Source organism: Rubrobacter sp. M3-4 (assembly GCF_059772285.1).
Map to the genome: position 1 here is coordinate 224,776 of NZ_JCBAJP010000003.1, position 23,039 is coordinate 247,814.

A 23,039-nucleotide genomic window follows, 5' to 3' on the forward strand; every position below is an offset into this window, starting at 1 on the left:
CGCCCGGCGGCCGGTCACAGGCGCGTAAGGAACCTTCGTCTTTTTGCCGTCGCGCTCCTCGTAGCGCCAGCATACCCACTGCCTCCTTTGTACGTCTGGTATCATTACCCCGTGTCCTCGAAAGCGCGGGGCGGGGCTACCACCCGCCCCGCTTGCTTCGTTCTTCACTTTCGCGAGTTTTCTGCGACACGCTCTTCCATGAACTCACGCAAACTCGGAAGATGAATCCGCACACTCCGCCCGACACGCGCGCTCTTGATCTCGCCAGAAGAAACATATCTCCAGAGCGTCGTGTGACTGAGTCCAGAGAAGCGCTCGGCTTCCGGGTAGCTGATCCACTCTTGCTCTATGTTTTCTTTCAGCATGGAGTCTCCTAAAAATTTCGTGAGTGTTCCTGCACGCGCGTGCTTTATACTGTGTCCATTAGATATAAATTAAATGGACACATGAACGAAAAGGCGCTGTGGGAACTGGTAGAGAAGCGACTCAGGGCTTCGAAAAAGGGTGATGGCAAAGTTCCTGAGCCAACAAGGGACTACCTGCGGAAGCGGGGTTATGTTGAAGATGCCTGCCTTCAGGACGACCGGGATAGGGCTGTCGAGATCATCATCAACGAGATAGACGCGCTGACTCGGGCTTACCCCGGCGGGACGGGGAGTGGAGGGGAGATAAAAAAGCGTACCATCCCGGCGGAGATCGAAACCATAGAGGATGGTCATGCCACGAGCCTGGCGGAGATCCAGGCGATGTGGGCGGAGAGGGACGTGGCACCCCTGCGGCCGCTCCTGCGTGAAACGGGTCTATCCGACCACCCGGAGGAAGTCATGCGGCTCATCGCGGCTGCGGACAAGTCCCCAGAAGAAGGCCAAGACGACCTCGCAAGCTGGGTAGCCCGGGCTGCACACGAGCTTCGTAAGGTCTGTAACTGGTTTGCAGAGGAGTACGGCTGGGAAGAAGAAGCTGCCGCGCGGTTCATACTCACCGGCGAACCTCCGCATGCGAACCAGATCCGGGTTAACCAAATCCGTGTGACTTACGAGCTGACCAACAAGAGCGCAACTTCAGTTCAACCCGGTCACGGCGGACGTGTTTTGGGCCGGATAATCCTGGATGCCTCACCTGCTGTGCCGCCGGAAGCGGTAGAGCGCGTATACCGCAACGCACAGCGAAAAGTGCGCGGGAAGCACTACCGCCCCCTCTCGCTGCGAAGACTGGAAGTCTTGAAGTTCGTAGAGAGCCACACCGACAAGAACGGCAACCGGCCTCCATACGAAGAACTACTGCGATCGTGGAACGAGAGAAATCCGGACTGGAGTTACGCGAGTTACCGGAGTTTCGCCAAAGCGCACAGAGAGGCCCTCCGGGAGCTTCGGTCTGCTCCATCTCCGATCCCCTCCCTGACGATCGCAAGCGGTGCACGGGTGCTTTTCGACCTGAAAGAGGCCGGAGGATGGGGTGCAGCAACCGTGCAGCAACCGGGGTGAATAATCTGAAAACTCAGGAAGAGCCGTAGCCTGCAAATATCGCGTTTTTGCAGGCCTTTTGTAAAGTGCAGAGATCTCCTGAAAACTCCCGCACCGCTTTCACACGGCAGAGGTCGCTGGTTCGACCCCAGCATCGCCCACTCTCCATGTTCCTGTGAACGGCAGGAACGGGAAGTCTCCGCTCAACGGCGTATCCATCGCCGCCTTTCTTCCGCGACTCGGTCGGGTGAAACCCTCGGAGTTCGGGTTCGTATACGCCAGCGTTGTCGTCTCACGTTTCAGGCCGAGCGAACGGGAGGAGGTTCTCGAAACGGGCGCGGAGCCTGAGAGCACCATCTTCGGGAGGATGAAGACGCCGGCGGCGCTCCTCGCGGTGATCGTTTTGGCCACCGGGCTGCGCTTCTACCACCTGGGGGCGCAGTCGCTGTGGGGGGACGAGCTCTCGAGCTGGCGGTTGAGCGGCCACAGCGTGCTCGAGGCGGTGCGCGGCGCATACGTAGATACCCAGCCGCCGGGTTACTACGCGCTCTTGTACCTGGACCGTCAGATCTTCGGGGAGAGCGCCTGGGCGCTCAGGCTGCCCTCGGCGGTAGCGGGGGTACTCTCGGTGCCGGCCATCTTCCTGCTAGGACGGCGCCTCTATTCCGACCGGGAAGGGCTCGCGGCGGCGCTGCTCGCCGCGGTGTCCTGGGCACCCGTGTACTACAGTCAGGAGGCGAGGGCATACTCGCTCCTGCTCTTCCTCTCCATCCTCACCGTCTACTTCTGGTGGGGGATGCTGCAGGAGCTGAGGACGAAGGGCGAACTCCCACTCCCGGACACCGCGGGTTATGTGGTCAGCGCCGTCCTCTGCGCCTACGTACACTACTTCGGACTTCTGCTCGTCGCCCTCGAAGGAACCGCACTCCTCGTCCTCGCCCGCAGGCGGGTGGTCAGGGCGCTGGTGCCCTACGTCCCGGTCGCGCTCGCCTACGTACCCTGGCTCCCCTTCCTCGCCCATCAGTTCGCCAACAACCGTGGAGCCGTCTCCTGGATGCCCAAGCCGGAGGCGGGGTTCTTCGCGCAGTATCTGACCTTCGCCTTCGGAGGGTCGCTCCTCGTCGCTCTCGTCGGCTGGGGACTCATCTGCTACCTGCCGCTCGGGTGGTGGGAGCGTGGGGAGAGAAGGAGAATCCCCCCGCAAGGCTCGCTGCTGGGGGCGTGGCTGCTAGTTCCCTTCACGGTCACCTCCGTCTTCTCCGCCCTCTCTTCCACCTCGCTGCTCACCGAGCGCAACCTGATAGGATCGCTGCCCGCCGCCTACCTGCTCGTGGCGAGGGCGCTGGTACGTATCACCTCGGGACCGGGACGGAGCTTCGTGCGTCCGGCGGCGGTGCTGTGTTTCGGGGGGCTGCTTCTGGGAGAGCTCATCTTCGGGGTCCACTACTACACGGCCCCCCAGAAGCAACAGCTGCGGGAGGCGGTCTCCTATGCCGTGCGCGCCAGCAAGAACCACCCCCGATCGCTGCTCGCCTACTGCTCCAGCGCCGACCTCTCCTACTACCTGAAGCGGCACCCGTCGGTGGGGAGCACGGCGCTCGACGTCTGCCGGACCTCCCCCGGGGCCCTGCGCGGGATCGTACGCCACGGAGGATACCGGTACCTCGTCTACCTGAACAATGCGCGCGGTCGTCACAGCCCACACCTGCTCCCCTATCTCCGAAGCTTCTACACCCCCCTGTACGAGAAGCTCTTCTACGGCGGGTCCCCTCTCTACGAGAGCGTGCACGTGGCCGGCGAGTTCTCGAAGTCCAGGGTGATCCGGAAACACGGAGGCCCGGAGGTGTACGTCTTCCGCACCCGGGTCCCCGGCCACACTTCCAAGACATCGAACGCGGGAGGTGCATCCGTCACGAGATGAAGGAACACCATCAGAACCTGCGCCAGGGCACATACCGGTTGCTTCCGGGGCTGCTGGCCGCGATGATCCCTTTCTTCCTGTACCTGAAGACGCTGGCCCCGGGTCCCCTGCAGCGCAACCTGGCCGACGGGCTCGCGGACTCCGGGCTCTTCCAGATCAGGATCCCCTACCTCAGCATTCCCCTGCCAACGGGCTATCCCACGTACATGCTGCTCGGCAAGCTCTTCACGTATCTACCCTTCGGGAACGAGGCCTACCGCATCAACCTGGCCTCCGCGGTCTACGCGGCGGCGGCCATCTTCGTCCTCTTCCTGGTGGCGCACCTGCTGACCGGGCGCGTCCTCGCCTCCGCCGCGGCGGCTCTGCTGTTCGGGGTGAGCCCGGCCTTCTGGAGCCAGGCCGTGATCGCGGAGGTCTATACCCTGAACGCCCTCCTCATAGCCCTGGTGCTGCTCGCGCTGCTCCACTGGCACCGGAAACGCCGGGATCGCAGCCTGCTCGCCGCCGCGCTGCTCTCGGGGCTCACCCTGACCAACCACCTGACGAGCGGCATGCTGCTTCCCGCGGGGCTCGCGCTCGTGTACTCGGCGGACCGCACGAGGCTGCGCAGCCTCAAGCTGTGGCTCGGAGGAGCGGGCCTGTTCTTCCTGGGCCTGCTCCCCTACCTCTACATCCCGCTGCGGGCTGCCTCTCATCCCCCACTCAGCACCTACCCGCTCTCAACGCCGCAGCAGATCCTCTCGTTCATGACCGGAGGACCGTTCCGGGCCCAGATGTTCGTCTTCGGCCCCGGACAGCTCCCCGGGCGTCTCGAGTACTACCTCTCGCACCTCCTGCACCAGTTCCCTCCGGGGCTCCTGCCCGTCGCCCTGATCGGCCTGCTGAGCCTGGCCCGCCGGGATCGTCCCGTGCTCGCGATGTTCGCGGTGCTCTTCTGCGGGTGGCTGCTCTTCGATCTGGAGTACGACATCCCGGACATCTGGGTCTATTTCATAGAGACCTACCTGGTCGCGGCCCTGCTCATCGCGGAGGGCCTGGCGAAGATCACGGACCTCCTGCACGGGTTGCGGCGGTTCAGACTCACGGCCGGGAGGTTCGTGTGGGCACCGGCGGCTCTGGTCCTGCTGCTGACGGTAGCCCCTGCTGCGACGGCCGCCTCTCACACCTACCATGCCGTGAATCTCTCGAAAGACCACATAGTACAGAAGAAGATAGAGGTCCTCTCCACAGAGCTCCCCCTTCACTCCACGCTCATAACCGACGGCGTGAGCGCCTGGTACATGCAACTCATCGAGCACAGGAGGAAAGACGTGCGGGTAATCTCGCCCTTCCTCGAAGAGGACCGTCTCGGCACGTACGAAGCGCACCTGTGGCGGGATCTGGCCAGACGTTACCTGATGAAGGAAGGGAAGGGGCCGGTATACATCGAGTTCCCGGACGGAGCAGAGGACGAGTACGTATCCTCCTTCGAATCCTACGGGATGAAGCTCCTCCCCTGCGCGGGCGGCGAATTCTACCAGGCCGTGCGCCTGGACGACCACTCCCGCGCCTGCAGGGTACGCTCCGAAGGCTGAGCCCTTCCGACGCCCGAGCACCGGTTCAGACGAGGATCCTCCGGTAGGTGCGCGCGGCGACGACCTGGGCCAGAACCAATGCCCCCAGCAGGACCGCCCAGTCCGTGGCGGCCCCGGGAACCCGCCCCGAAACCAGATATCCTCGCAACAGATCCACCAGATAACTCAGAGGGTTGATCGTGGCGAGCGCCTTCAGCCAGCCCGGCATCATCCCGATCGGGTAGATCGCGTTGCTCGCGAAAAACAGCGGCATCGTGATCACCTGCCCGAAGCCCATGAAGCGCTCCCGGGTCTTCAGGACTATCGCCACGAGCATCGAGATGGTCGAGAAGAGGCTCGCCCCGACCACCACCGCGGCGAGCGTCCCGGCGACGCCCGGCACGCTCCAGTGGATCTTCACGCCGAGGACGAGCGCGACGATGAAGATCACCACGGCCTGGCTCGTCGCCCGCACCCCTGCTCCGAGCCCCTTGCCGGTCACGAAGCTCGCCCGCGGCACGGGCATCACCAGCAACTTCTGCAGGATACCCTGATCCCGGTCCCAGATTATGGTGAGCCCGTAGAAGATCGAGATGAACATCAGCGACTGCGCGAGGATGCCGGGAGCCATGAAGGTCAGGTAGTCGACATGTCCCGTGGGTATCGCCCGCAGGTGGGAGATGGCCTGCCCGAAGACCACGAGCCACAACACCGGCTGCACAGCCCGCGTGAAGATCTCCGTGGGATCGTGGCGCAGCTTCCTCATCTCTATCTCCGCCACCACCGCCGCACCCCTCAGATAGCGCCACATGGCATCCAGAAAGTCCGCCGGCGGCGGCCCCCCCTCAACCGAAGCGCCGGATCCTCCGGCGTAGCTGCCTCGTCTCACGATAGCTCCCTCCTGATTCGGCCTGATCCCGGGTGAGCGCGGTGAAGACGTCCTCCAGCGTACCGTCGGGACGTCCCACGCCCCGCTCGAGCTCCTCCGGCGTGCCGATCGCAGCGATCCGGCCGTGGTTCATTATCGCGACCCGCTCGCAGTTGGCTTCTGCCTCCTCCATGTAATGGGTGGTGACGAGCACGGTCATCCCGGAAGCCTTCCGAAGCTCCTCTATGACCTCCCACACCGAACGTCGGGCCGTGGGGTCGAGCCCGATGGTGGGTTCGTCCAGCACCAGCAGTCGCGGCTGGTGCAGGATGGCCTGCCCTATCTCGAGACGGCGCACCATCCCACCGGAGTACTGCTTCACCAGCCTCCCGGCGGCATCCTCGAGCCGCATCCTCCGGAGCGCCATCTCGACGCGCTTTTTGCGCTCCTCCCGCGGGAGCCCGAGCAGCTTCGCGAAGACGAGCAGGTTCTCATATCCCGTCAGCGAACCATCCGCGGAGAGTGCCTGCGGAACGTACCCGAGCATCGAACGTACCCGAAACCCCTCCCGCACGACGTCGAGCCCGCCGACGAGCACCCTCCCGGAGGTCGGGGGAACCAGCGTGGTCATCACCTGGATGGTCGTCGTCTTCCCAGCCCCGTTGGGCCCGATCAGGCCGAAGATCTCCCCCTCTGAGATCTCGAAGCTGACCCCTCCCACGGCGACGACGTCCCCGTAGCGCTTGACGAGCCCCCTCACCTCAACGGCGGTCTTCTTCAACCCTCTCCTCCGCGGCCTCGAGAACCCGCTCTATGAGCCGGCTGAGCTCTCTTTTCTCCCCCTCATCCAGAACCGAGACGAGCCCGGAGAGCACCTCGCGCCGCCGCCTCTTCCACCCCTCATACTGCTCGCGCCCCTTCTCCGTGAGCTCCACCAGAACAACCCTCTCATCCTCCGCCTGACGCTCCCTCCTGACCATCCCCGCCCTCTCGAGCCTCTGACAGGCGCTCGTCGCAGAACCCTGCGTGATCCCGAGGGATCTCGCAATCTCCCCGATGCTCATCGGCCCCTCCCGCCACAGCTGACGCAAGAGCCAGTACTGCTGCGGCGTGATCTCACCTCGCTTCATCGGGTTGGTCACCCCACGCAGAATGCGCCAGAGCGACATCAGATCCTCGACCAGACGCTCCGAAAGGGCTTCTCCACCTTCGATATTCATGTCAATATATTTAAAGCCAATTTATATTGTGCGTCAATGTAAATCCCACCAAAATGGGTGGACGGCTGGTGCTAACATGTTTTGGAGGGAGTAAGAGAGAAGCGGAGGATCAGAGCCGTGGAGATGGAGCGGACCGAGGTCAAGGAGGCGGTCGAGGAGGAGCGGCGTGTCGTGCCGCGGGCGGGGTTCGCGCAGAGCAAGGCTCATGCGCTTGTGATCCGCATGTTCGACCTGCGGCGCGGTGGGGGTGTGGGGTATGTCGCCCTTTATGCCCTCTGTCGGATAGTGCGGGCGATCTTCCACACCGGCTGAGCCGGGCGTTCTCTAGGGGTTCAGGATAAGCTTGCCGGTGGTTTTGCGTCCCTCGAGATCTGCGTGGGCCTTCGAGGTGTCTTCGAGCCGGTAGCGTCCGCCGATGATCAACCTGAGGTCTCCGGTCGAGAGCCAGTGGAGCATCTCCTGCAGGCTCGGGGCGAAGATCTCCGGGCGGGACGTTATACGGGGGAGGTAGAACCCGGTGACGGTCTGGTTGCGGTACATCAGGCTCGCCGGGGTCAGGCTTCCCCGCTGGCCGCTCGCCGCGCCGTAGACGACCATCCGCCCGAAGGTCGCCAGGCAGGAGAGGTTCTTCTCGGGGAAGTCTCCGCCGACCATCTCCAGGATCACGTCCGCCCCGCGCCCGCCGGTGGCCTCCCTCACCCTCTCCGGCCAGTCTCCGGAGGTGTAGTCGATCAGGACGTCCGCGCCCAGAGAAGCCGCGAGTTCTAGCTTCTTCCGGCTGCTCGCGGTGGCGATGACGGTCCCCGCCCCCATAAGCTTCGCCATCTGGACCGCGAGGCTTCCGACCCCTCCGGCGGCGGCGTGGACCAAGACGCTCTCTCCCTCAGCGAGCCGGCCGGAGGTCTTGAGGATGTGGTAGGCCGTCAGGCCCTGCAGCGGGACGGCGGCGGCCTCATCGAAGCCCAGGCCGTCGGGGATGGGAATCAGTGAACCTGCCGGGGCGGTGACGTACTCGGCGTAGCCGCCGGTCCCTACGAGCGCGACGACCCGGTCGCCGACCGAGACACCCCGCACACCCTCTCCGACCCCGGCGACGATCCCGGCGACCTCCGAGCCGGGGATGAAGGGCAGCTCCTGCGGCACCAGGTAGGTGTTTCTGCGACGCATGGTGTCCGCGTAGTTGACGCCTGAAGCACGAACCTCGATCAGGACCTCCCCCTCGCCGGGTGAAGGACGTTCCACCTCGACGTACTCCAGAACCTCCGGACCGCCGAACGTTTCGACGAGTACGGCATGCATTCGTTCCAACGCCATATCTCCTCCCGCGGGACCTTCGAACGAGCCTGCGGAAGAGACTATATCCCAAAGTCAGCCGCGGACATCATTCCCTCGGGTAAACTCCGGGGCCGAAGGCACTGGAAGGAGCTCTACCCATGCCCCACGAGAAAGAAGAACTCCCGCTGGAAGGACTCAGGGTGCTGGACCTCTCGCGCGTTCTCGCAGGACCGTTCGCGACGATGGTGCTCGGAGATCTGGGCGCCGACGTCATCAAGGTGGAGCATCCCAAGCGCGGCGACGACACCCGGCAGTGGGGCCCGCCGTTCGCCGGCGGGGAGTCGGCGTACTTTCTCTCGGTCAACCGCAACAAGCGCTCGGTAGCGCTGGACCTCAAGACCGAGAAGGGCCTCGGGCGGGTCAGGGAGCTCGCGAGCACCGCCGACGTGCTCATCGAGAACCTGCGGCGGGGCGCCCTCGCAAAGCTCGGGCTCGGCTACGATGCGCTGAAAGAGAAGAACCCCGGCCTCGTCTACTGCTCGATAGTCGGCTTCGGGCCCGGTCCGGACGAGAACGAGCCGGGCTACGACTTCCTCGTGCAGGCGCGGGCCGGGATCATGGGGATAACCGGACACCCCGACGGAGAGCCGACGAAGGTCGGGGTGGCGGTCGCGGACATCGTGTGCGGGCTGTACGCGGCGGTGGCCATACTGGCGGCCCTCCGCCGGCGCTCGGAGACGGGAGAGGGAGCACGCATAGAGGTGCCGCTCTTCGAGAGCACCGTCTCCTGGCTCGCCAACCGCGCCCAGGAGTACCTGATCTCCGGCGAGGACACCGGGAGGATGGGCAACGAGCACCCCACGATAGTCCCCTACCAGACCTTCCACGCCTCCGACCGCCCGATAGCCCTCGCCGTCGGCAACGACGCCCAGTTCGAGAGGATGTGCCGGGCGATAGACCGGGAAGACCTCTCCCGCGACGAGCGCTACGCGACCAACCCGAAGCGGGTCGAGAACCGGTGGGAGCTGGTCGCGGAGCTGCAGCGGGTGTTCGAGAAGCGAAGCGCGGAGGAGTGGGTGCGCAGAATCCGGGAGGCAGGAGTACCTTGCGGGCCGGTCAACAGCCTCACCGAGGTCTTCCAGGATCCGCACGTGCTCGCCTCGGGAATCCTGCGGGAGGTGGATCACCCCACCGCCGGGCGGCTCCGGACCGTCGGCTCCCCCCTCGTCCTCGACGGCAAAAGACCCAGCATCCGGCGCCATCCGCCGCTCTTGGGGGAGCACGACGAGGAGGACAGCTGGGAGTGAGGCATGGCCCTTCGGCTCCCTAGCGGATAGAATCCCTTCCACAGTCCGTAGTACACCCGGCACGTCGGGTGTGGGGGGAGAAACATGGAAGCCGAGCACGGTCAGAGACCCGTAAGGGTGGTCATAGCGGACGACCACGAGTTCATACGGGTCGGTCTCAAGAGCATTATCTCCTCCGAGCCCGGGATGGAGGTAGTGGGAGAGGCGGGGAGCGGAGAAGAAGCGCTCAGGCTCTTCCGCGAAACAAACCCCGACGTCGTCCTGATGGACATCGAGATGCCGGGGCTCGACGGCATAGAGGCCACCCGACGCATAAAGCAGGAGAAGCCCTCGACGGTGGTCATGATCGTCACGGCCTACGACAGACCGGACTATCTGCTCGAGGCGATCCGGGCCGGGGCCTCGGGCTACCTGCTCAAGGAGCACGCCTTCACACGGATAAGAAGTGCGCTGCAGCGTGTGATCCGGGGCGAAGCCCCGCTGGATCAGGAGCTGGCCATGCGCCTGCTCAAACACCTCTCGGAGGATCCGGTGGCAGGATCCGGAGATTCATCGAAGGAACGCGAGAGGTTGCTCGGAGAACTGACCGACAGAGAGCGTGAGATCCTGGGACGCATCGCCGCGGGACAGAGCAATCAGCAGATGGCCGATGAACTACACCTGAGCGTCGGCACCATCAAGACCCACGTCCACCGCATAATCTCCAAGCTCGGCGTCTCCGATCGAACACAGGCCGCCGTGCTGGCCATACGCCTGGGGCTCATCCCTCCCGGTCGAGATGAAGGTTAGCCATCCCGAAGGCCTCTATCTCCTCCGGCCAGCGCCGCCTTACCGTAGACGGCGCTGACCCTTTCGGCCGCGATGAAACCGATCTCGAGGGATTCCGGTCCGAGGGGCTCCCAAAGGATCCCGTCGGCGCCCGCCCGTACGGCATCCCGCCCGCAGGGTATTTCGTCCTGCCCGCAGACCACGAGCAGGTAGGGGTAGAAGGCCAGTCCCTCCCGCGGGAGCTCACGTATCCTCCCGCACAACTCGGCGCCGCTCATGTCCCGTAGCCGGGTTCCACATACGACACAGTCGAAGGCGCTGGAGCTCCTGCAGAGCTCCATCGCCTCCCTACCGCTATCGGCCGAGGACACATCATGCCCGCGTCTTCCGGCGAAGCGGCCCAGTATGGTACACGAGATCGGATCCCCCAGCGCGAGCAGCAGCCTCATGCGCTCTACCGTTCCCGACGCGGGAGGATCCTCCAGATGGCACCCACCACGCACACGAGCGCGAAGAGCGCGATCCAGAAATAGATGCTCGTTGGGTCGGTCACGAGGCCGAGCGCCGCGAGCGGTGATCCCCCGGTCTCCGGGAGGGTCTGGATGGCCGCGGCCCCTCCCGCTCCGGCTCCGATTCCAGCAGCTTTCCCATACATGTCTTTCTCCTTTCTTTCACCAATCGGTAGAGGGCCTGAACACGGCCCTGTAGTAGCTGTAGGCGTGTGCGGCGAGCAAGAACAGCTCGTAGGGCATCTCGAAGAGCAGGGTAGCCCCCACGAGCGCCCTCACCGGCCCTCCCCGCCGATACACCGTCACCGCGTGCTCCAGCGCGAAGATCGCGCTCGCCGCGATCCATATCGGGTAGAGCCTGAAGTGTCCCGTCCCGATACCCCAGATGAGCGTGGCGAAGTAGGCCGCCACGGCCAGCATCCCGAGCGCACCCCACGCGAGCATGAGCGTCAGCGTCCTGGTGCCGCGCACCGGCCCGTACTGCATCACGGTGCGCACGGCCCCCTCCTTCCACCGCACCCGCTGCTTCCAGAGCTTCCTGAAACCGCTCATCGTCTCGGTGGTGAGCGAGCAGGCGACGGGGGCAACGACCCGGTGTCCGAGGTTGACGAGGCGTACCGAGATCTCGAGGTCCTCGACCAGACTCGAACGGGTGTAGAGCCTGCGGTAGGGTCGGGAATCACGCACCTCCCTGGCCGCCGCCACCCGGATCATCATCGCCGTACCCGTGAGCGTGAGCGCCTTCCCACCCTTGCGGGCCACGTCACGCTCGTAGCGCAGGTACTCCTGCTGCTCGCAGAAGGCGACGTAGCGGCTCACCAGGCCGCCCCTGACGTCATCGCGTCCCCGGAACACCCCACCCACCGCCGAGTATCCTTTCTCCAGCCAGGCGGCGCCGTTCGCGACGAATCCGGACGAGAGATATGAATCGGCATCGACGACCATGAGGACGTCCTCCGGAGCGAGCGCGTCGTCCAGCCGCTCGAACGCCTCGTTGAGCGCGTCGGCCTTGCAGCTTCCCCCCTCCACCTCCATGACCTCCGCCCCGGCTTCTCTGGCCTGCTCCGCGGTTCCGTCGGAGCAGTTGTGGGCTATGACCACGACCCTCTCCGGAACCCGACTCTGGGCGAGAACGTGCTCCACGCAACGCGCTATAGCTTGCTCCTCGTCGTGCGCCGGGATGAGTACCACGATTCTTCCGAGAGGCGATACATCCCGTCCCGTGCTTTGCTTCAGCTCTATCATCACGGGAATAAGTCTGCCCCGCGCAGGGTTCGAAAACGTCTACCCGGGGTGCATTTCGGGATCCTCCGAAGGGCGGATCTTTTCGTATATCCCGGGATGTACGAGGCTCAAGTTATTCTCTCCCCCATCCGATAACCAGGGTTGCAGGGAAAACCGAAAGAGCAAACCCGCCGCGAGGCGGGGACGCAAAGCCACGGGCCTCCCCATGAGGCAGCCGGGTTGCCGAAGGTCCCGCACGGCGTGCGGCAGAGCGTTCCCGCCACCGGAGCGGCCGGAGGAAGGAGCGCAGGTGGCAGCAGCGGTCTCGACATCCGGGTCAAACGCACCCTCCAGCCATCCTCTACGGATGAGCCGAAGGACTTTTCTCAAGACCGGGACGGCAGGACTGGGAGCACTGGGGGTGTCCGCTGCGCTCCCGCCGGTGCCGGCCCTCGCGGCCCAACGCCACATCGCCCTCGGCGCCTTCACGGCCACCCTGCCATGGGACTTCAGCAGCATAGACGAGTACACCCGTCTCTCGGGGAACCCGCCACGCATAATCCACTGGTTTCAGGACTGGAAGATGCCCTTCAACGCCTCGTACATGAACCAGGCCCGCCGACGGGGCGCGATCCCGATGGTGAGCTGGGAACCCTGGGACTGGAACGGCAACAGGACACACCAGCCCCGCTACTCTTTAAAACGCATACTCTCCGGAGCACACGACCCCTACATCCGGCGCTGGGCGCGGCGAGCCGCCGCATGGGGCAGGCCGTTCTACCTGCGCTTCGCGGCGGAGATGAACGCCGACTGGGACACCTGGAGCCCCGGAGTCAACGGCAACACCGCGCGGCAGTACGTAGCGGTCTGGAGGAAGGTGCACAGAATGTTCCGGCGGGCAGGGGCCAGCAAGGTGCGGTGGGTGTGGTGTCCGGTCGTCTACTACGAGGGCTCGACGCCCTTCGAAAAGGTCTTCCCCGGAGACGCCTACGTGGACTGGGTCGGGCTCGACGGATACAACTGGGGCAACACACAGCCCTGGTCGAGCTGGCAGAGCGCGGCCGAGATCTTTTCCCGCTCCTACCGGATGGCGGGCAGGTTGAGCAAAAAGCCCTTCATGATCCCGGAGATAGCCTCGACCGAGCACGGGGGCAACAAAGCACGCTGGATCAATAGGGCGCTCCTCGATGAGATCCCGTCTCGCTTCCCGCGGGTGAAGGCCGTCGTATGGTTCGACGCGGACAAGGAGACCGACTGGCGCATCAACTCCTCGCCCTCAGCACTCAGGGCCTGGCGGAAGGCCGCCGCGAGCCCCCTCTATCGCAGGCGCTAGACGACGGCGAGCGGCCTGACAGGGGCACCGGTCGCACCGACGAACTTGGGTGGGGCACACACGAAGAGGAACTCGTATATCCCCTCGGAGGAGGGCTCCTCGAGCGTGAGGTTCTCGACTATGTAGATTCCTCGCTCGACCAGCAGAATCAGATGCCCGGGCAGCAGGCATCCCAGCTCGGGGTCCCTCCGTCCCGGCACGTCCCACGCCACGTTGTCGGCTCCCACCGCCGCAACGCCCCTGTCCGCCAGCCAGCGCGAAGCCTCCGTCGAGACCCCCGGTCCGGCGAGGTAGTTCTCGACGTCATCCCAGCGACGGGCGTTTCCGGTGCGCACCAGGACGACCCCGCCCTCCGGCACCTCCACGTCCTGCCGCCGGCAGCACTCCACCAGATCCTCCGCGGTGACGGCGTAGCCGGGCTCCAGAGCCCCGGCCTCCTCCTTGGCCGCCACATCGAGGAGGACACCCGGGGCGACTATGGGTGGGATCTCCTCGACCCCGAGGGTGGAGAAGCCCCGCGTGCCCTGCGCCTCACCCACCGGGATGCCGCCGTGGAGCCTCAGATCCTTCGACTGGTGGCATATGGCGTCTATGTGGGTGCCGGTGTGGTCGGTGCAGAAGATGATCCCGGAGGCGCTCGAGCGTGGACCGGAGGTCTGTGGGTCGTACTCGTCCTCGTGACGCCGGTGCAGCAGGTAGGAGTATCCGGGACGGTGCGCGGGGTAGACCGGCATCGCCTCCGTCCGCGGCTGCTCCAGGTCGAAGATGCGGGCTCCTTCGGGCAAACGCATCACGCATTCCTCCCTTCTCGCTCCGGTGAGAGTCTCCATCCTCTCGGACGACCAGTCAATCCCGGACAGCCCTGAAGTTTCGTTCAAAACGCGCTAGCATCCGACGAACAGATGGATAACCCTGATCTCACGGGCGGAGCGGGCGCGAAAACCGGCGATCATACGGGGCGAACGTTCAGGGACCTGCTACGTGCCCTCAGGTCGATCTCGAAATCACTCAACCTCATCCAACCCCTCTCCGTCACGCTCAACCTCATAGCGGAGAAGGTCTCCCAGACAATGGGGCACAAGTACTGCGCGATACTGCTCGCCAACGAGGAGACGGGAGACCTGCTGATAGAAGGCCACTTCGGTCTCAGCGACGAATACGTCAGCGCCCTGAACACGACCCTGAAGCAGAAGATAAGAGGTGAGAGCCCGGCTGCACGGTCGGTAACGGCACAGGCTTACAGGACACGCATGCCCGTCTACGCACCCGACATAGTAGAAGACCCGAGGTTCAAACCCTGGCGTCAGGCCGCGTTGAAGGCAGGCTACAAATCCATCGTCGCGCTCCCGCTGGTGTTCCGGGACGAAGCCATAGGAGTCCTCAACTGCTACGACGAACCGAGGAGCTACTCCGAAGACGAGGTGGAGACCCTCATGATCGTAGCGGAACAGGCGGCAACCGCCGTCGGCATCGCACGCCTGATGGACGAGCAACGCCGCACCATCAAAGAACTCAACGCGCTCAACGAGCAGATCGCCTCCCGCAACGCCCTCCTGCAGAGATCGGAGACGGCACATGAACTTCTGACGGGACTGTTGCTCGAAGAGGACTGCTCATTGCAGAAGATCACCGACACCCTCTCGGGTTTGCTGGGAGACGTCCCGGTCGTCCTTCAAGATGAAAACCTCAAGCCCATCTCGACCGCGGCAGGCGGGTTCCATGGACTGACCAAGGCGGAGAAAGATAGATTCTCCGGGATCAGGGAAACGGGCAGGGCTTACCGACTAAAAACGGCCACCGGAAAGCCCGGTGAAACCATCATCGTCACACCGATAGACCTCGGAGGCTCCGAGACAGGCTATCTCTCGACACCACTCCCGTCAGACACCCAAAGCAGCTTCTTCTCGAGGACCCTGGAGCAGGCGGCCACCGTGTACACGCTCTACACGACCCGTCGGCGCATAGCCCGAGAGGCAGAGGAGCGCATCAGAGGTGATCTACTCGCGGAGCTTCTCAGCCCGGACTCCGGGGACGAACCGGCTCTGAAAGAGAAGCTTCGTGGCTACGGAGTAGACCACGAAGGTCCGTACAGGCTCTTCGTAATCCAACACGAATCTCTCTGGGGATATCTCGAACGGCGGAGGATTGCCCCTGAAGCATCGGGACAGCTGGCTGGAAGACTCCTGGGGATCGTTCGAGACTTTGTCTCGGGCGGCTCGTGTGGAATCGCCCGTCGCACCGGGATGCAGAGTATCACCGCCCTACTCACGCGCCCGGAAGAAGACCTTCGCGGTATGGCCGCGAGGCTACTCGAAATCATGAGAAACAGGGCACCAGGGCTCCAGGTGCGCATCGGCATCAGCGCCCCCTGCTCCAGCCTGAAGAAACTACCCGAACATCACCGGGAGACGACGAGGTTGTTGGATCTGACGGAGGCGCTCGATGCAGCAGAAAGGGTAGTCTGCCAAGACGACTGGAGAGCATACAGCTTGCTGCTGCGTAGCAAAGACAGGGAGTGGCTGGTCAGGTCCGCCCGCGAGACTCTGGCCCCCCTCTCAGGCCGGGATGACCTGCTGGATACCCTTCGTTCTTACCTGACAAATGGCCTCAGCCCATCGAGGACATCACGGGCCCTCCACGTACATCACAACACCGTCAGATACCGCCTGGAACGTATATCCAGCCTGCTCCAGAGGGACCTTACAGACCTCGACGACATCCTGGAGATAAAGCTGGCCATGATGGCAAGAGCCCTCAGCACCGATCATCAGGAACCGACCGGCGCTTGATGCGAGCATCCATCACGAGCTTTCAGACCTCAGCCTCACAAGCCTCGTAATATTTCACAAAATCAAACCGACACATTGGTTATTCCCCTATACACGTCCCTCTGCACCCAGTCCTATACTCCGCTCGAGGCAGATTTCTACAGGGGAATCGGTTGTCGAAAAGGAGGAGTATGGCGGCCGGGAACCAGACGCAGAACACCTCTCTCAAGGACACGTTCAGCTTCGAGTGGTACCGCTCTCTCGGGGAGAAGGGCCGCCCGGCGTTCTGGGCGAGCTTCGGAGGATGGGCCTTCGACGGGTTCGACTACATGATCCTCTCGCTCGCGCTCTCCGGGATCGCGGCCACCTTCGCCCTATCCAAAGGGGAGACAGGGCTCATCGCGACCGTGAGCCTCGTCGTCTCGGCGCTCGGGGGTGTTCTGGCCGGGATCCTCGCCGACAGGATAGGCCGGGTCAGGACGCTGGTGCTCGCGATCGCATTCTACTGCGGCGGGACGTTTCTGAGCGGTCTCTCGCCGAACTACGAGGCGCTGCTGTTCTTCCGGGCGCTGCAGGGGCTGGGGTTCGGCGGTGAGTGGGCCGCCGGCGCGCTTCTGGTCTCGGAGATGTCGGATCCTGCGCAGAGAGGCAGGGTGCTCGGCTGGGTGCAGAGCGCCTGGGCGCCGGGTTGGGCGGGGGCGGTGGTCGCCTTCACCGTCGTCTTCAGCATTCTCCCGCAGAACGTGGCCTGGCGGGCGCTCTTCTGGATCGGGATACTCCCCGCCCTCTTCATCCTCTACGTGCTGCGTAAGGTCGACGAACCGGAGGTCTACCTGAAGACCCGTCGTGCCCGCGAGGCCCGCAGCCGCGAAGCCGTGGAGAGCGGTGCGACCAGGAGCCCGCTCGTCCAGATCTTCCGGCACGACCTCATAGGGAGAACGGCAGCGGCCTCCCTGCTCGCCATCGGAGCGCAGGGCGGATACTACTCGATCTTCACCTGGCTCCCCTCGTATCTGGAGAAGGCCCGGGGCCTGAACGCGGTGGGCACCGGCTCCTACCTGGCCACGGTGATCATCGGCTCGTTCCTGGGGTACGTGATCAGCGGTTATCTGCACGACCTGATCGGGCGCAGGAAGACCTTCGCGCTCTACGCCATCCTCAGCGCCGTGCTCCTCATCGGCTACACCCGGATACCCGAAGGCGCGAACGGGCTGCTCGTCGTCCTAGGTCTCCCGCTAGGCTTCTTCGCCTCGGGCATCTTCAGCGGCTTCGGATCCTACCTGGCCGAGCTCTTCCCGAGCCGCGCCCGGGGGGCTGGACAGGGATTCACCTACAATTTCGGGAGGGCCGTGGGCGGGTTCTTCCCGCTCGTCATCGGCATCCTCGCCGCGAAGGTCGGGCTGGCGGCGATAGCCCTCGGCGCGGTCGGATACGCCGCCTGCGTCGTCGCGCTCCTGCTCCTGCCCGAGACCCGCGGCAAACGGTTCGTCCCGATAAACTGAACGAGGTGCGAGACCGGAGAGAGAGGGGCAGCTTGCGAGGCAACGGGCTCAGGCTGGGCGTGGACGTCGGGGGAACCTTCACCGATCTGGTGGCCCTCGTGGAAGGGGGCATCGTCACCGCGAAGGTTCCCTCCACCCCGCGCGACCAGTCGGAGGGCGTGATGGCAGCGATCCGCGCGGCGAACCTCCGGGAGAGGGAGGTCACCGCGTTCGCCCATGGGATGACCGTGGCCACCAACGCCCTGCTCGAGCGGCGCGGGGCGAGGATGGCCCTCCTCACGACCGAGGGCTTCCGGGACGTGATCGAGATCGGCCGCCAGAACCGCCCCTCGCTCTACGACCTCTCGAAGGACCGCCCGCCGCCCCTGGTGCCGCGGGAGCTCAGGTTCACCGTGCGCGAGCGGATGGGGCCGGACGGGGAGATCGAGCCGCTGGACGAAGAGAGCCTGAGGCAGGCCGTGCGGGCGCTGCGCGAGGCGGAGGTGGAGGCCGTTGCGGTGTGCCTGCTCTTCTCGTTCTCGCATCCCGAGCACGAGCGGCACGTCGGCGAGGTGCTGCGGCGCGAGCTTCCGGGGGTGCACGTCTCGCTCTCGAGCGAGGTTTTGCCCGAGTTCCGGGAGTACGAGCGCTTCTCGACGACAGCGGCCGACGCTTACCTCGCCCCCAGGCTGACCTCCTACCTGGAGAACCTCTCCCGGAAAGCGAAAGCGGCGGGACTCCCCTCCCCGCTGGTGATGCAGTCCTCCGGCGGGGTCGTGGAGATCGGACACGCGGCCCGAAACGCGGCGGGGTGCGTGCTCTCGGGGCCGGCGGGCGGGGTCGTCGGCGCGGCGTATGTGGCCCGGGCGAGCGGCTACGAAAACGTCCTCACGCTGGATATGGGCGGGACCAGCTCTGATGCCGCCCCGATCCTCGACGGCGAGGCGCTCACGACCACCGAGTCGGTGGTCGCGGGGGTGCCGATCAAACTGCCCATGGTCGACGTGCACACGGTGAGCGCCGGGGGAGGATCGGTCGCCTGGGCGGACGCCGGAGGGGCGCTGCGGGTTGGTCCGCACTCCGCCGGGGCGGACCCGGGACCGGCCTGCTACGGGCTCGGCGGAGAAGATCCGACCGTCACCGACGCCAACCTGCTCCTCGGCTACCTGCGCGACGGGGCGCGGCTGGGAGGCGAGGTCGTCCTGAGGCGGGAGCTCGCGGAGAGGGCCCTTGCGAAACTCGGCCGCAGGCTCGGTCTCGACGCGCACCAGACGGCCCTCGGCGTCATAAGGGTCGCCAACACCGAGATGGTGCGCGCCCTGCGCGTGATCAGCGTGGAGCGCGGGCTCGACCCGCGGGAGTTCGCCCTCGTCGCCTTCGGGGGGGCGGGGCCGCTGCACGCCTGCGCGCTCGCCGAAGAGCTCGGGATGCGCACGGTGCTCGTCCCGAAGGCGGGGGGCGTGCTCTCCGCGCTCGGTCTGGCCATCTCGGAGCTCAGGCGGGACTACGTCTCCCCCTTCCTCCGCCCGCTCGCGGAGGCCGACCCAGAGGAGATCGAACGCATCTTCGTGGAGATGGAGCAGGGAGCCGCCTCGGATCTCGAATCGCCCCGTCTCCGCCGCCGGGCGGACCTGCGATACCGGGGACAGGCGTTCGAGCTGGCGGTCGAGGCGGATGTGGTGGAGAAGCTCGAAGGGAATTTCCACGAGGCCCACGAGCGGCGCTACGGCTACCGGATGGAAGAAGAGCCGGTCGAGCTGGTCAACCTGCGCCTGACGGCCATCTCTCCGGTAGAGCGACCGCTGCTCGAAGAAGGAGAGGCGCAGGGAGATCCCGTGACCGAACGCCGCAGGGTAGAGTTCGAGGAGGGATGGGAGGAAGTTCCGGTGCTGAAGAGGAGCAGGATGGGGAAAGGCTCGCGGGTCGAAGGCCCCGCGGTGGTCGAGTTCGACGAGGCCACGTGCCTGGTGCGCCCGGGATGGCGCGGGGAGGTGGACGGTGCGGGCACGCTCGTGCTGGAGCGAGAGGATGGTTAGCGGGATGGACCCGGTCACGCTCTCGGTGCTCACCAGCGCCCTCTCCGGCATCGCCGAAGAGATGGGGGCGCTCCTGATCCGCGGCTCCTACTCCTCGAACATCAAGGAGCGGCGCGACTGCTCGGCGGCGATCTTCGACGCCGAAGGCCGGATGGTCGCCCAGGCCGAGCACATCCCGGTCCACCTCGGGGCGATGCCCGAGGCGGTCGCGGCGGTCATGGCGCTCGGCGCCGCGCCGGGAGACGTCTACGTCCTGAACGACCCCTACTCCGGAGGAACCCACCTGCCGGACATAACCCTCGTCTCCCCCATGGCCCACGAAGGCAAGATCCTGGGCTACGCCGTCACCCGGGCCCACCACTCCGACGTGGGCGGGATGAGCCCGGGATCCATGCCGGCGGCTTCGCGGGAGATCTTCCAGGAAGGGCTCATCATCCCGCCGGTGAGGATCGTGCGGGGAGGAGAGTACCAGGACGAAGTCCTCGACCTCATCCTGGCCAACGTCCGCACCCCTGCCCTGCGGCGTGCCGACCTGCGGGCCCAGATCGCCGCGAACGACCTCGCGGAGCGGCGTCTGAACGAGCTCATCGAGCGGCGCGGTGAGGAAGTCGTCCTCTCCGCCTTCGAGGAGGTCCTCGCCTACACCGAGCGGCGCACCCGAGAGGCGATCCGGGCGCTCCCAGACGGCGTCTACACCGCGACCGACTACCTGGAGGGCGACGGCGTGACGGAGGAGGACATCCCGATCCGGGTCACCGTAGAGGTACGCAACGACGAGATGAAGATAGACTTCTCCGGCACCGCCGCGGCGGTACCGGGCAACGTGAACTGCCCGCTCGCCGTCACCCGCTCCGCCTGCTACTTCGCGCTCCGGCTACTCTTGCCCGAGGACGTCCCGGCCAACGCCGGCACATACGCCCCGCTCGAGATCTCGGTGCCCGAAGGCAGCCTGCTCGACGCGAGGAGCCCCTCGGCCGTCGTCGCCGGCAACGTCGAGACCTCCAACCGCATCGCGGACACGGTGATCTCGGCGCTCTCGCAGGTCGCGGATCTGCCGGCGCAGGGACAGGGAACGATGAACAATCTGATCATCGGCGGCCGCGGCTGGACCTACTACGAGACCATCGGCGGCGGGCAGGGCGCCAGCGCGAAGGGTCCCGGTCCCTCGGGCGTCCACGTCTCGATGAGCAACACGCTGAACACCCCGATAGAGGCGCTCGAGCTCGAGTACCCGATGCGGGTGACCCGCTACGAGATCCGACGCGGCACCGGCGGAGAGGGCCTTTACCGCGGCGGCGACGGGCTCGTCCGGTCGGTGAAGGTACTGGAGGCGGCCACCCTCTCGCTCCTCACCGACCGCAGACGCCATCCTCCGCAGGGCAGGCGCGGGGGGCATCCCGGCGCAACCGGCAGAAACCTCCTGAACGGGGAGGAGCTGCCGCCGAAGAAAAGCCTGGAGCTCGCCCCCGGCGACGAGGTCACGGTCATGACCCCGGGGGGCGGCGGCTACGGCGAGCCTCAGTAGGGGAAGATGCGGTTGATCTGGAACGTCCTTATGTACTCTGGGTGGTTCCAGCTCAAAAGCCACAGGTGGTCCTTCAGGCTGACCGGGCTCATCGGCAGCCCCATCGTCATCGGCAGGAAGTAGATCGCGACCCCTATGACCACCGCGCAGTAGCCCACCACCAGCCACGGCCGACGCCGCCAGATCACGAGGGCCCAGTAGGCGAGCGCCAGCAGCGCGAACGCGTAGGCCGGGAAGTAGTTGTAGACGAACGGGATGCGGGTCCCGGGCACCCAAGGAAGCAGCAGGAAGATCCACCCGAGCACTATCGGGACCAGTGGATGATCGGCCACCGGGAGCCGCAGCAGCAGGCGGCGCCCCAGCTCGTAGATCCCGGCGAGCACCGAGAGTGTCGCGGGCCACCAGATCGCCAGGTTCCCCAGCGCGAGAACGGTCCTCACCGGCTCACCCGCCGCGGCCGGGCGGTAGAAGAACAGGATCGGCCGGGTCATCAGCGGCCAGGCCCACCACGGCGAGGCCTCGGTGTTGGGCACGGCGCGGGTGATCTGCTCGGCAGCCTTTATGTGCCAGAGCCACACGTCCACGAACGCCCGCCAGGGGTTGTGGTCGTGGTTTATGAGCTGGCCGAGGTAGACCACGATCAGGTACGCGACGACCGAGATGTACAGGCTCCCGATGAACGGCCTCAGGTACCCTTTGCGCCACATCACGTACCCGGCGGGGATGACCAGCGGTGCCGTGGCCCATTTGATCGCCACGGTGAGCCCGAACAGGAGCGCCGTGAAGGCCACCCCGCGCAGCGTCTTCGTCCGCCAGGCCGCGGCCATCGTCGCCAGGACGAAGAAGGTGAGGATGCCGTCCATAAGCCCGGCCCGCGAGTAGACGATGAACATCGTCTCCGAGGCGACGAAGAGCCCCATCAACAGGGCCGCCGCCCGGTCCCTGAGGAAATACCACCCCGCCCCGACTGCGATGAAGATCATGCCCACCCCGAAAGCGTCGGACATCACCCGCCAGCCGAGCGGGGTATCGCCGTAGATGAGCAGCCCCACCGCTATGATGAACTTGCCGAGCGGCGGGTGCAGATCGAAGAAGTTCTTGCCCACCAGGTAGTTGCGCGCGAAGACCGGGAAGTAGACCTCGTCCCACATCCTCTTGTCCGGGAACCCCAGGTGGTAGACGCGCGCGGCCACCCCGAGCGCCACCGCGAGCAGGGTCAGGAGCACCAGCGCCCCAAAGGCCCATCGGTATGACCTGCCCGGGATGTCCATCCTGGATTTCACAACCGCGAACGTTACTACGTTTTTGACCTCTTTACAGTCTCGGCCCCGCACCGCGTGGTAAAGTCGCGGCGGGCAATCCCCCGGAGGTGTCCACGGCGGTGCCGAGAAAAGCCCTGCGTCATCTGAGAGACCGCGCCCGGGCTCTCGGGCAGGAGGTGCACGCCCTGTATCTGGCCTACCGCGACCCCCGGGTGCCGCTGCACGCACGGCTCTTCGCCGCCTGCGTCGTAGGCTACGCGCTGAGCCCGGTGGACCTGATCCCGGACCCGATCCCCATCCTCGGTTATCTGGACGATCTCGTGCTCGTCCCAATCGGCGTGGCGCTGGCGATACGCCTCATCCCGAACGAGGTGCTCGCGGAGTGCCGCGAGCGGGCCCGCAGCGCAGATCCTCCGGCCGGTAGCCGGGTTGCCGCGGTCGTCGTGGTCTGCCTCTGGGTCGCAACGGTGGTAGCCCTGGTGCTGTTCATCCGGGCGCTTCTCTGACCAGACGAGAGCAACCTCCA

The 23,039-nt window shown here is 65.4% G+C and carries 22 protein-coding genes and 1 riboswitch; of the genes, 12 read left to right on the top strand and 10 right to left on the bottom strand.

Annotated features, from left to right (window positions below; translation table 11 throughout):
* Window positions 1–164 precede the first annotated feature (164 nt).
* A complete protein-coding gene (locus AC6EKW_RS05125; protein WP_498513822.1) occupies window positions 165–365 on the bottom strand; it encodes a helix-turn-helix domain-containing protein in 201 nt (66 codons plus the stop codon).
* 81 nt (window positions 366–446) lie between these two features.
* Between AC6EKW_RS05125 and AC6EKW_RS05130 the strand changes: the two genes are divergently transcribed.
* From AC6EKW_RS05130 to AC6EKW_RS05140, 3 genes are all read left to right on the top strand, one after another.
* The gene (locus tag AC6EKW_RS05130; protein ID WP_498513823.1) at window positions 447–1,484 is read left to right on the top strand and encodes a hypothetical protein; all 1,038 of its coding nucleotides are present in this window, start codon (window positions 447–449) and stop codon (window positions 1,482–1,484) included.
* Between the two features lie 346 nt (window positions 1,485–1,830).
* Window positions 1,831–3,384, top strand: a complete 1,554-nt coding sequence (locus AC6EKW_RS05135; RefSeq protein ID WP_498513824.1) for a glycosyltransferase family 39 protein — start codon at window positions 1,831–1,833, stop codon at window positions 3,382–3,384.
* Entirely contained in the window at window positions 3,381–4,958 is a 1,578-nt protein-coding gene (locus AC6EKW_RS05140) for a protein O-mannosyl-transferase family (RefSeq protein WP_498513825.1), read from the top strand. The genes AC6EKW_RS05135 and AC6EKW_RS05140 overlap by 4 nt, the downstream gene beginning before the upstream one ends.
* Before the next feature lie 25 nt (window positions 4,959–4,983).
* Here AC6EKW_RS05140 and AC6EKW_RS05145 read toward each other — a convergent pair whose 3' ends face one another.
* Genes AC6EKW_RS05145 through AC6EKW_RS05155 form a run of 3 tightly spaced genes read right to left on the bottom strand, consistent with a single transcriptional unit; the run spans window position 4,984 to window position 7,025 of the window.
* Window positions 4,984–5,826: an ABC transporter permease gene (locus AC6EKW_RS05145; RefSeq protein WP_498513826.1), complete on the bottom strand. Its 843-nt coding sequence runs from the start codon at window positions 5,824–5,826 to the stop codon at window positions 4,984–4,986.
* A complete protein-coding gene (locus AC6EKW_RS05150; protein WP_498513827.1) occupies window positions 5,783–6,586 on the bottom strand; it encodes an ABC transporter ATP-binding protein in 804 nt (267 codons plus the stop codon). The genes AC6EKW_RS05145 and AC6EKW_RS05150 overlap by 44 nt, the downstream gene beginning before the upstream one ends.
* Complete coding sequence (locus AC6EKW_RS05155) at window positions 6,567–7,025, bottom strand: MarR family winged helix-turn-helix transcriptional regulator (protein ID WP_273887389.1); 459 nt, start codon at window positions 7,023–7,025, stop codon at window positions 6,567–6,569. The genes AC6EKW_RS05150 and AC6EKW_RS05155 overlap by 20 nt, the downstream gene beginning before the upstream one ends.
* 117 nt (window positions 7,026–7,142) lie before the next feature.
* Between AC6EKW_RS05155 and AC6EKW_RS05160 the strand changes: the two genes are divergently transcribed.
* Window positions 7,143–7,337, top strand: coding sequence for a hypothetical protein (locus tag AC6EKW_RS05160; RefSeq protein WP_273887388.1), 195 nt, complete (start codon window positions 7,143–7,145; stop codon window positions 7,335–7,337).
* A gap of 12 nt (window positions 7,338–7,349) precedes the next feature.
* Here the strand turns inward: AC6EKW_RS05160 and AC6EKW_RS05165 are convergent, their stop codons facing one another.
* Window positions 7,350–8,324: a quinone oxidoreductase family protein gene (locus AC6EKW_RS05165; protein ID WP_498513878.1), complete on the bottom strand. Its 975-nt coding sequence runs from the start codon at window positions 8,322–8,324 to the stop codon at window positions 7,350–7,352.
* A 134-nt stretch (window positions 8,325–8,458) separates the two neighbouring features.
* Here AC6EKW_RS05165 and AC6EKW_RS05170 point away from each other — a divergent pair, with 134 nt between their 5' ends.
* Entirely contained in the window at window positions 8,459–9,607 is a 1,149-nt protein-coding gene (locus AC6EKW_RS05170; protein ID WP_498513828.1) for a CaiB/BaiF CoA transferase family protein, read from the top strand.
* A gap of 84 nt (window positions 9,608–9,691) precedes the next feature.
* Window positions 9,692–10,396 (top strand): response regulator, encoded by a 705-nt coding sequence (locus tag AC6EKW_RS05175; protein WP_498513829.1) that lies wholly within the window; start codon window positions 9,692–9,694, stop codon window positions 10,394–10,396.
* Here AC6EKW_RS05175 and AC6EKW_RS05180 read toward each other — a convergent pair.
* The 3 genes from AC6EKW_RS05180 to AC6EKW_RS05190 are packed head-to-tail and all read right to left on the bottom strand — an operon-like array spanning window position 10,393 to window position 12,075.
* Window positions 10,393–10,824 (bottom strand): response regulator, encoded by a 432-nt coding sequence (locus tag AC6EKW_RS05180; RefSeq protein WP_498513830.1) that lies wholly within the window; start codon window positions 10,822–10,824, stop codon window positions 10,393–10,395. The two genes, AC6EKW_RS05175 and AC6EKW_RS05180, sit on opposite strands and share 4 nt — an antisense overlap.
* Window positions 10,825–10,829: 5 nt before the next feature.
* The gene (locus AC6EKW_RS05185) at window positions 10,830–11,030 is read right to left on the bottom strand and encodes a hypothetical protein (RefSeq protein WP_273887383.1); all 201 of its coding nucleotides are present in this window, start codon (window positions 11,028–11,030) and stop codon (window positions 10,830–10,832) included.
* A gap of 16 nt (window positions 11,031–11,046) precedes the next feature.
* Window positions 11,047–12,075, bottom strand: a complete 1,029-nt coding sequence (locus tag AC6EKW_RS05190; protein WP_273887382.1) for a glycosyltransferase family 2 protein — start codon at window positions 12,073–12,075, stop codon at window positions 11,047–11,049.
* A 204-nt stretch (window positions 12,076–12,279) separates the two neighbouring features.
* A riboswitch (cyclic di-GMP riboswitch) is annotated at window positions 12,280–12,356 on the top strand.
* A gap of 173 nt (window positions 12,357–12,529) precedes the next feature.
* Between AC6EKW_RS05190 and AC6EKW_RS05195 the strand changes: the two genes are divergently transcribed.
* Window positions 12,530–13,441, top strand: coding sequence for a glycoside hydrolase family 26 protein (locus AC6EKW_RS05195; RefSeq protein WP_273887381.1), 912 nt, complete (start codon window positions 12,530–12,532; stop codon window positions 13,439–13,441).
* Here AC6EKW_RS05195 and AC6EKW_RS05200 read toward each other — a convergent pair.
* On the bottom strand, window positions 13,438–14,232 hold the full coding sequence (locus AC6EKW_RS05200; RefSeq protein ID WP_273887589.1) for a cyclase family protein: 795 nt from the start codon (window positions 14,230–14,232) through the stop codon (window positions 13,438–13,440). The genes AC6EKW_RS05195 and AC6EKW_RS05200 overlap by 4 nt on opposite strands.
* Window positions 14,233–14,343: 111 nt before the next feature.
* On the opposite strand from AC6EKW_RS05200, the gene AC6EKW_RS05205 reads away from it, so the two are divergent.
* The 4 genes from AC6EKW_RS05205 (at window position 14,344) to AC6EKW_RS05220 (ending at window position 21,251) form a co-directional block, all read left to right on the top strand.
* Entirely contained in the window at window positions 14,344–16,230 is a 1,887-nt protein-coding gene (locus tag AC6EKW_RS05205) for a helix-turn-helix domain-containing protein (protein WP_498513831.1), read from the top strand.
* Window positions 16,231–16,400: 170 nt separating this feature from the next.
* Window positions 16,401–17,711: an MFS transporter gene (locus AC6EKW_RS05210; protein ID WP_273887379.1), complete on the top strand. Its 1,311-nt coding sequence runs from the start codon at window positions 16,401–16,403 to the stop codon at window positions 17,709–17,711.
* A 32-nt stretch (window positions 17,712–17,743) separates the two neighbouring features.
* A complete protein-coding gene (locus tag AC6EKW_RS05215; RefSeq protein WP_498513832.1) occupies window positions 17,744–19,726 on the top strand; it encodes a hydantoinase/oxoprolinase family protein in 1,983 nt (660 codons plus the stop codon).
* Entirely contained in the window at window positions 19,719–21,251 is a 1,533-nt protein-coding gene (locus AC6EKW_RS05220; protein ID WP_498513833.1) for a hydantoinase B/oxoprolinase family protein, read from the top strand. Before AC6EKW_RS05215 ends, AC6EKW_RS05220 begins: the two co-directional genes overlap by 8 nt.
* On the opposite strand, the gene AC6EKW_RS05225 is transcribed toward AC6EKW_RS05220, so the two are convergent.
* Window positions 21,245–22,534, bottom strand: a complete 1,290-nt coding sequence (locus tag AC6EKW_RS05225; RefSeq protein WP_498513834.1) for a phospholipid carrier-dependent glycosyltransferase — start codon at window positions 22,532–22,534, stop codon at window positions 21,245–21,247. The two genes, AC6EKW_RS05220 and AC6EKW_RS05225, sit on opposite strands and share 7 nt — an antisense overlap.
* 98 nt (window positions 22,535–22,632) lie before the next feature.
* On the opposite strand from AC6EKW_RS05225, the gene AC6EKW_RS05230 reads away from it, so the two are divergent.
* Window positions 22,633–23,019, top strand: coding sequence for a YkvA family protein (locus AC6EKW_RS05230; RefSeq protein ID WP_498513835.1), 387 nt, complete (start codon window positions 22,633–22,635; stop codon window positions 23,017–23,019).
* Window positions 23,020–23,039 lie beyond the last annotated feature (20 nt).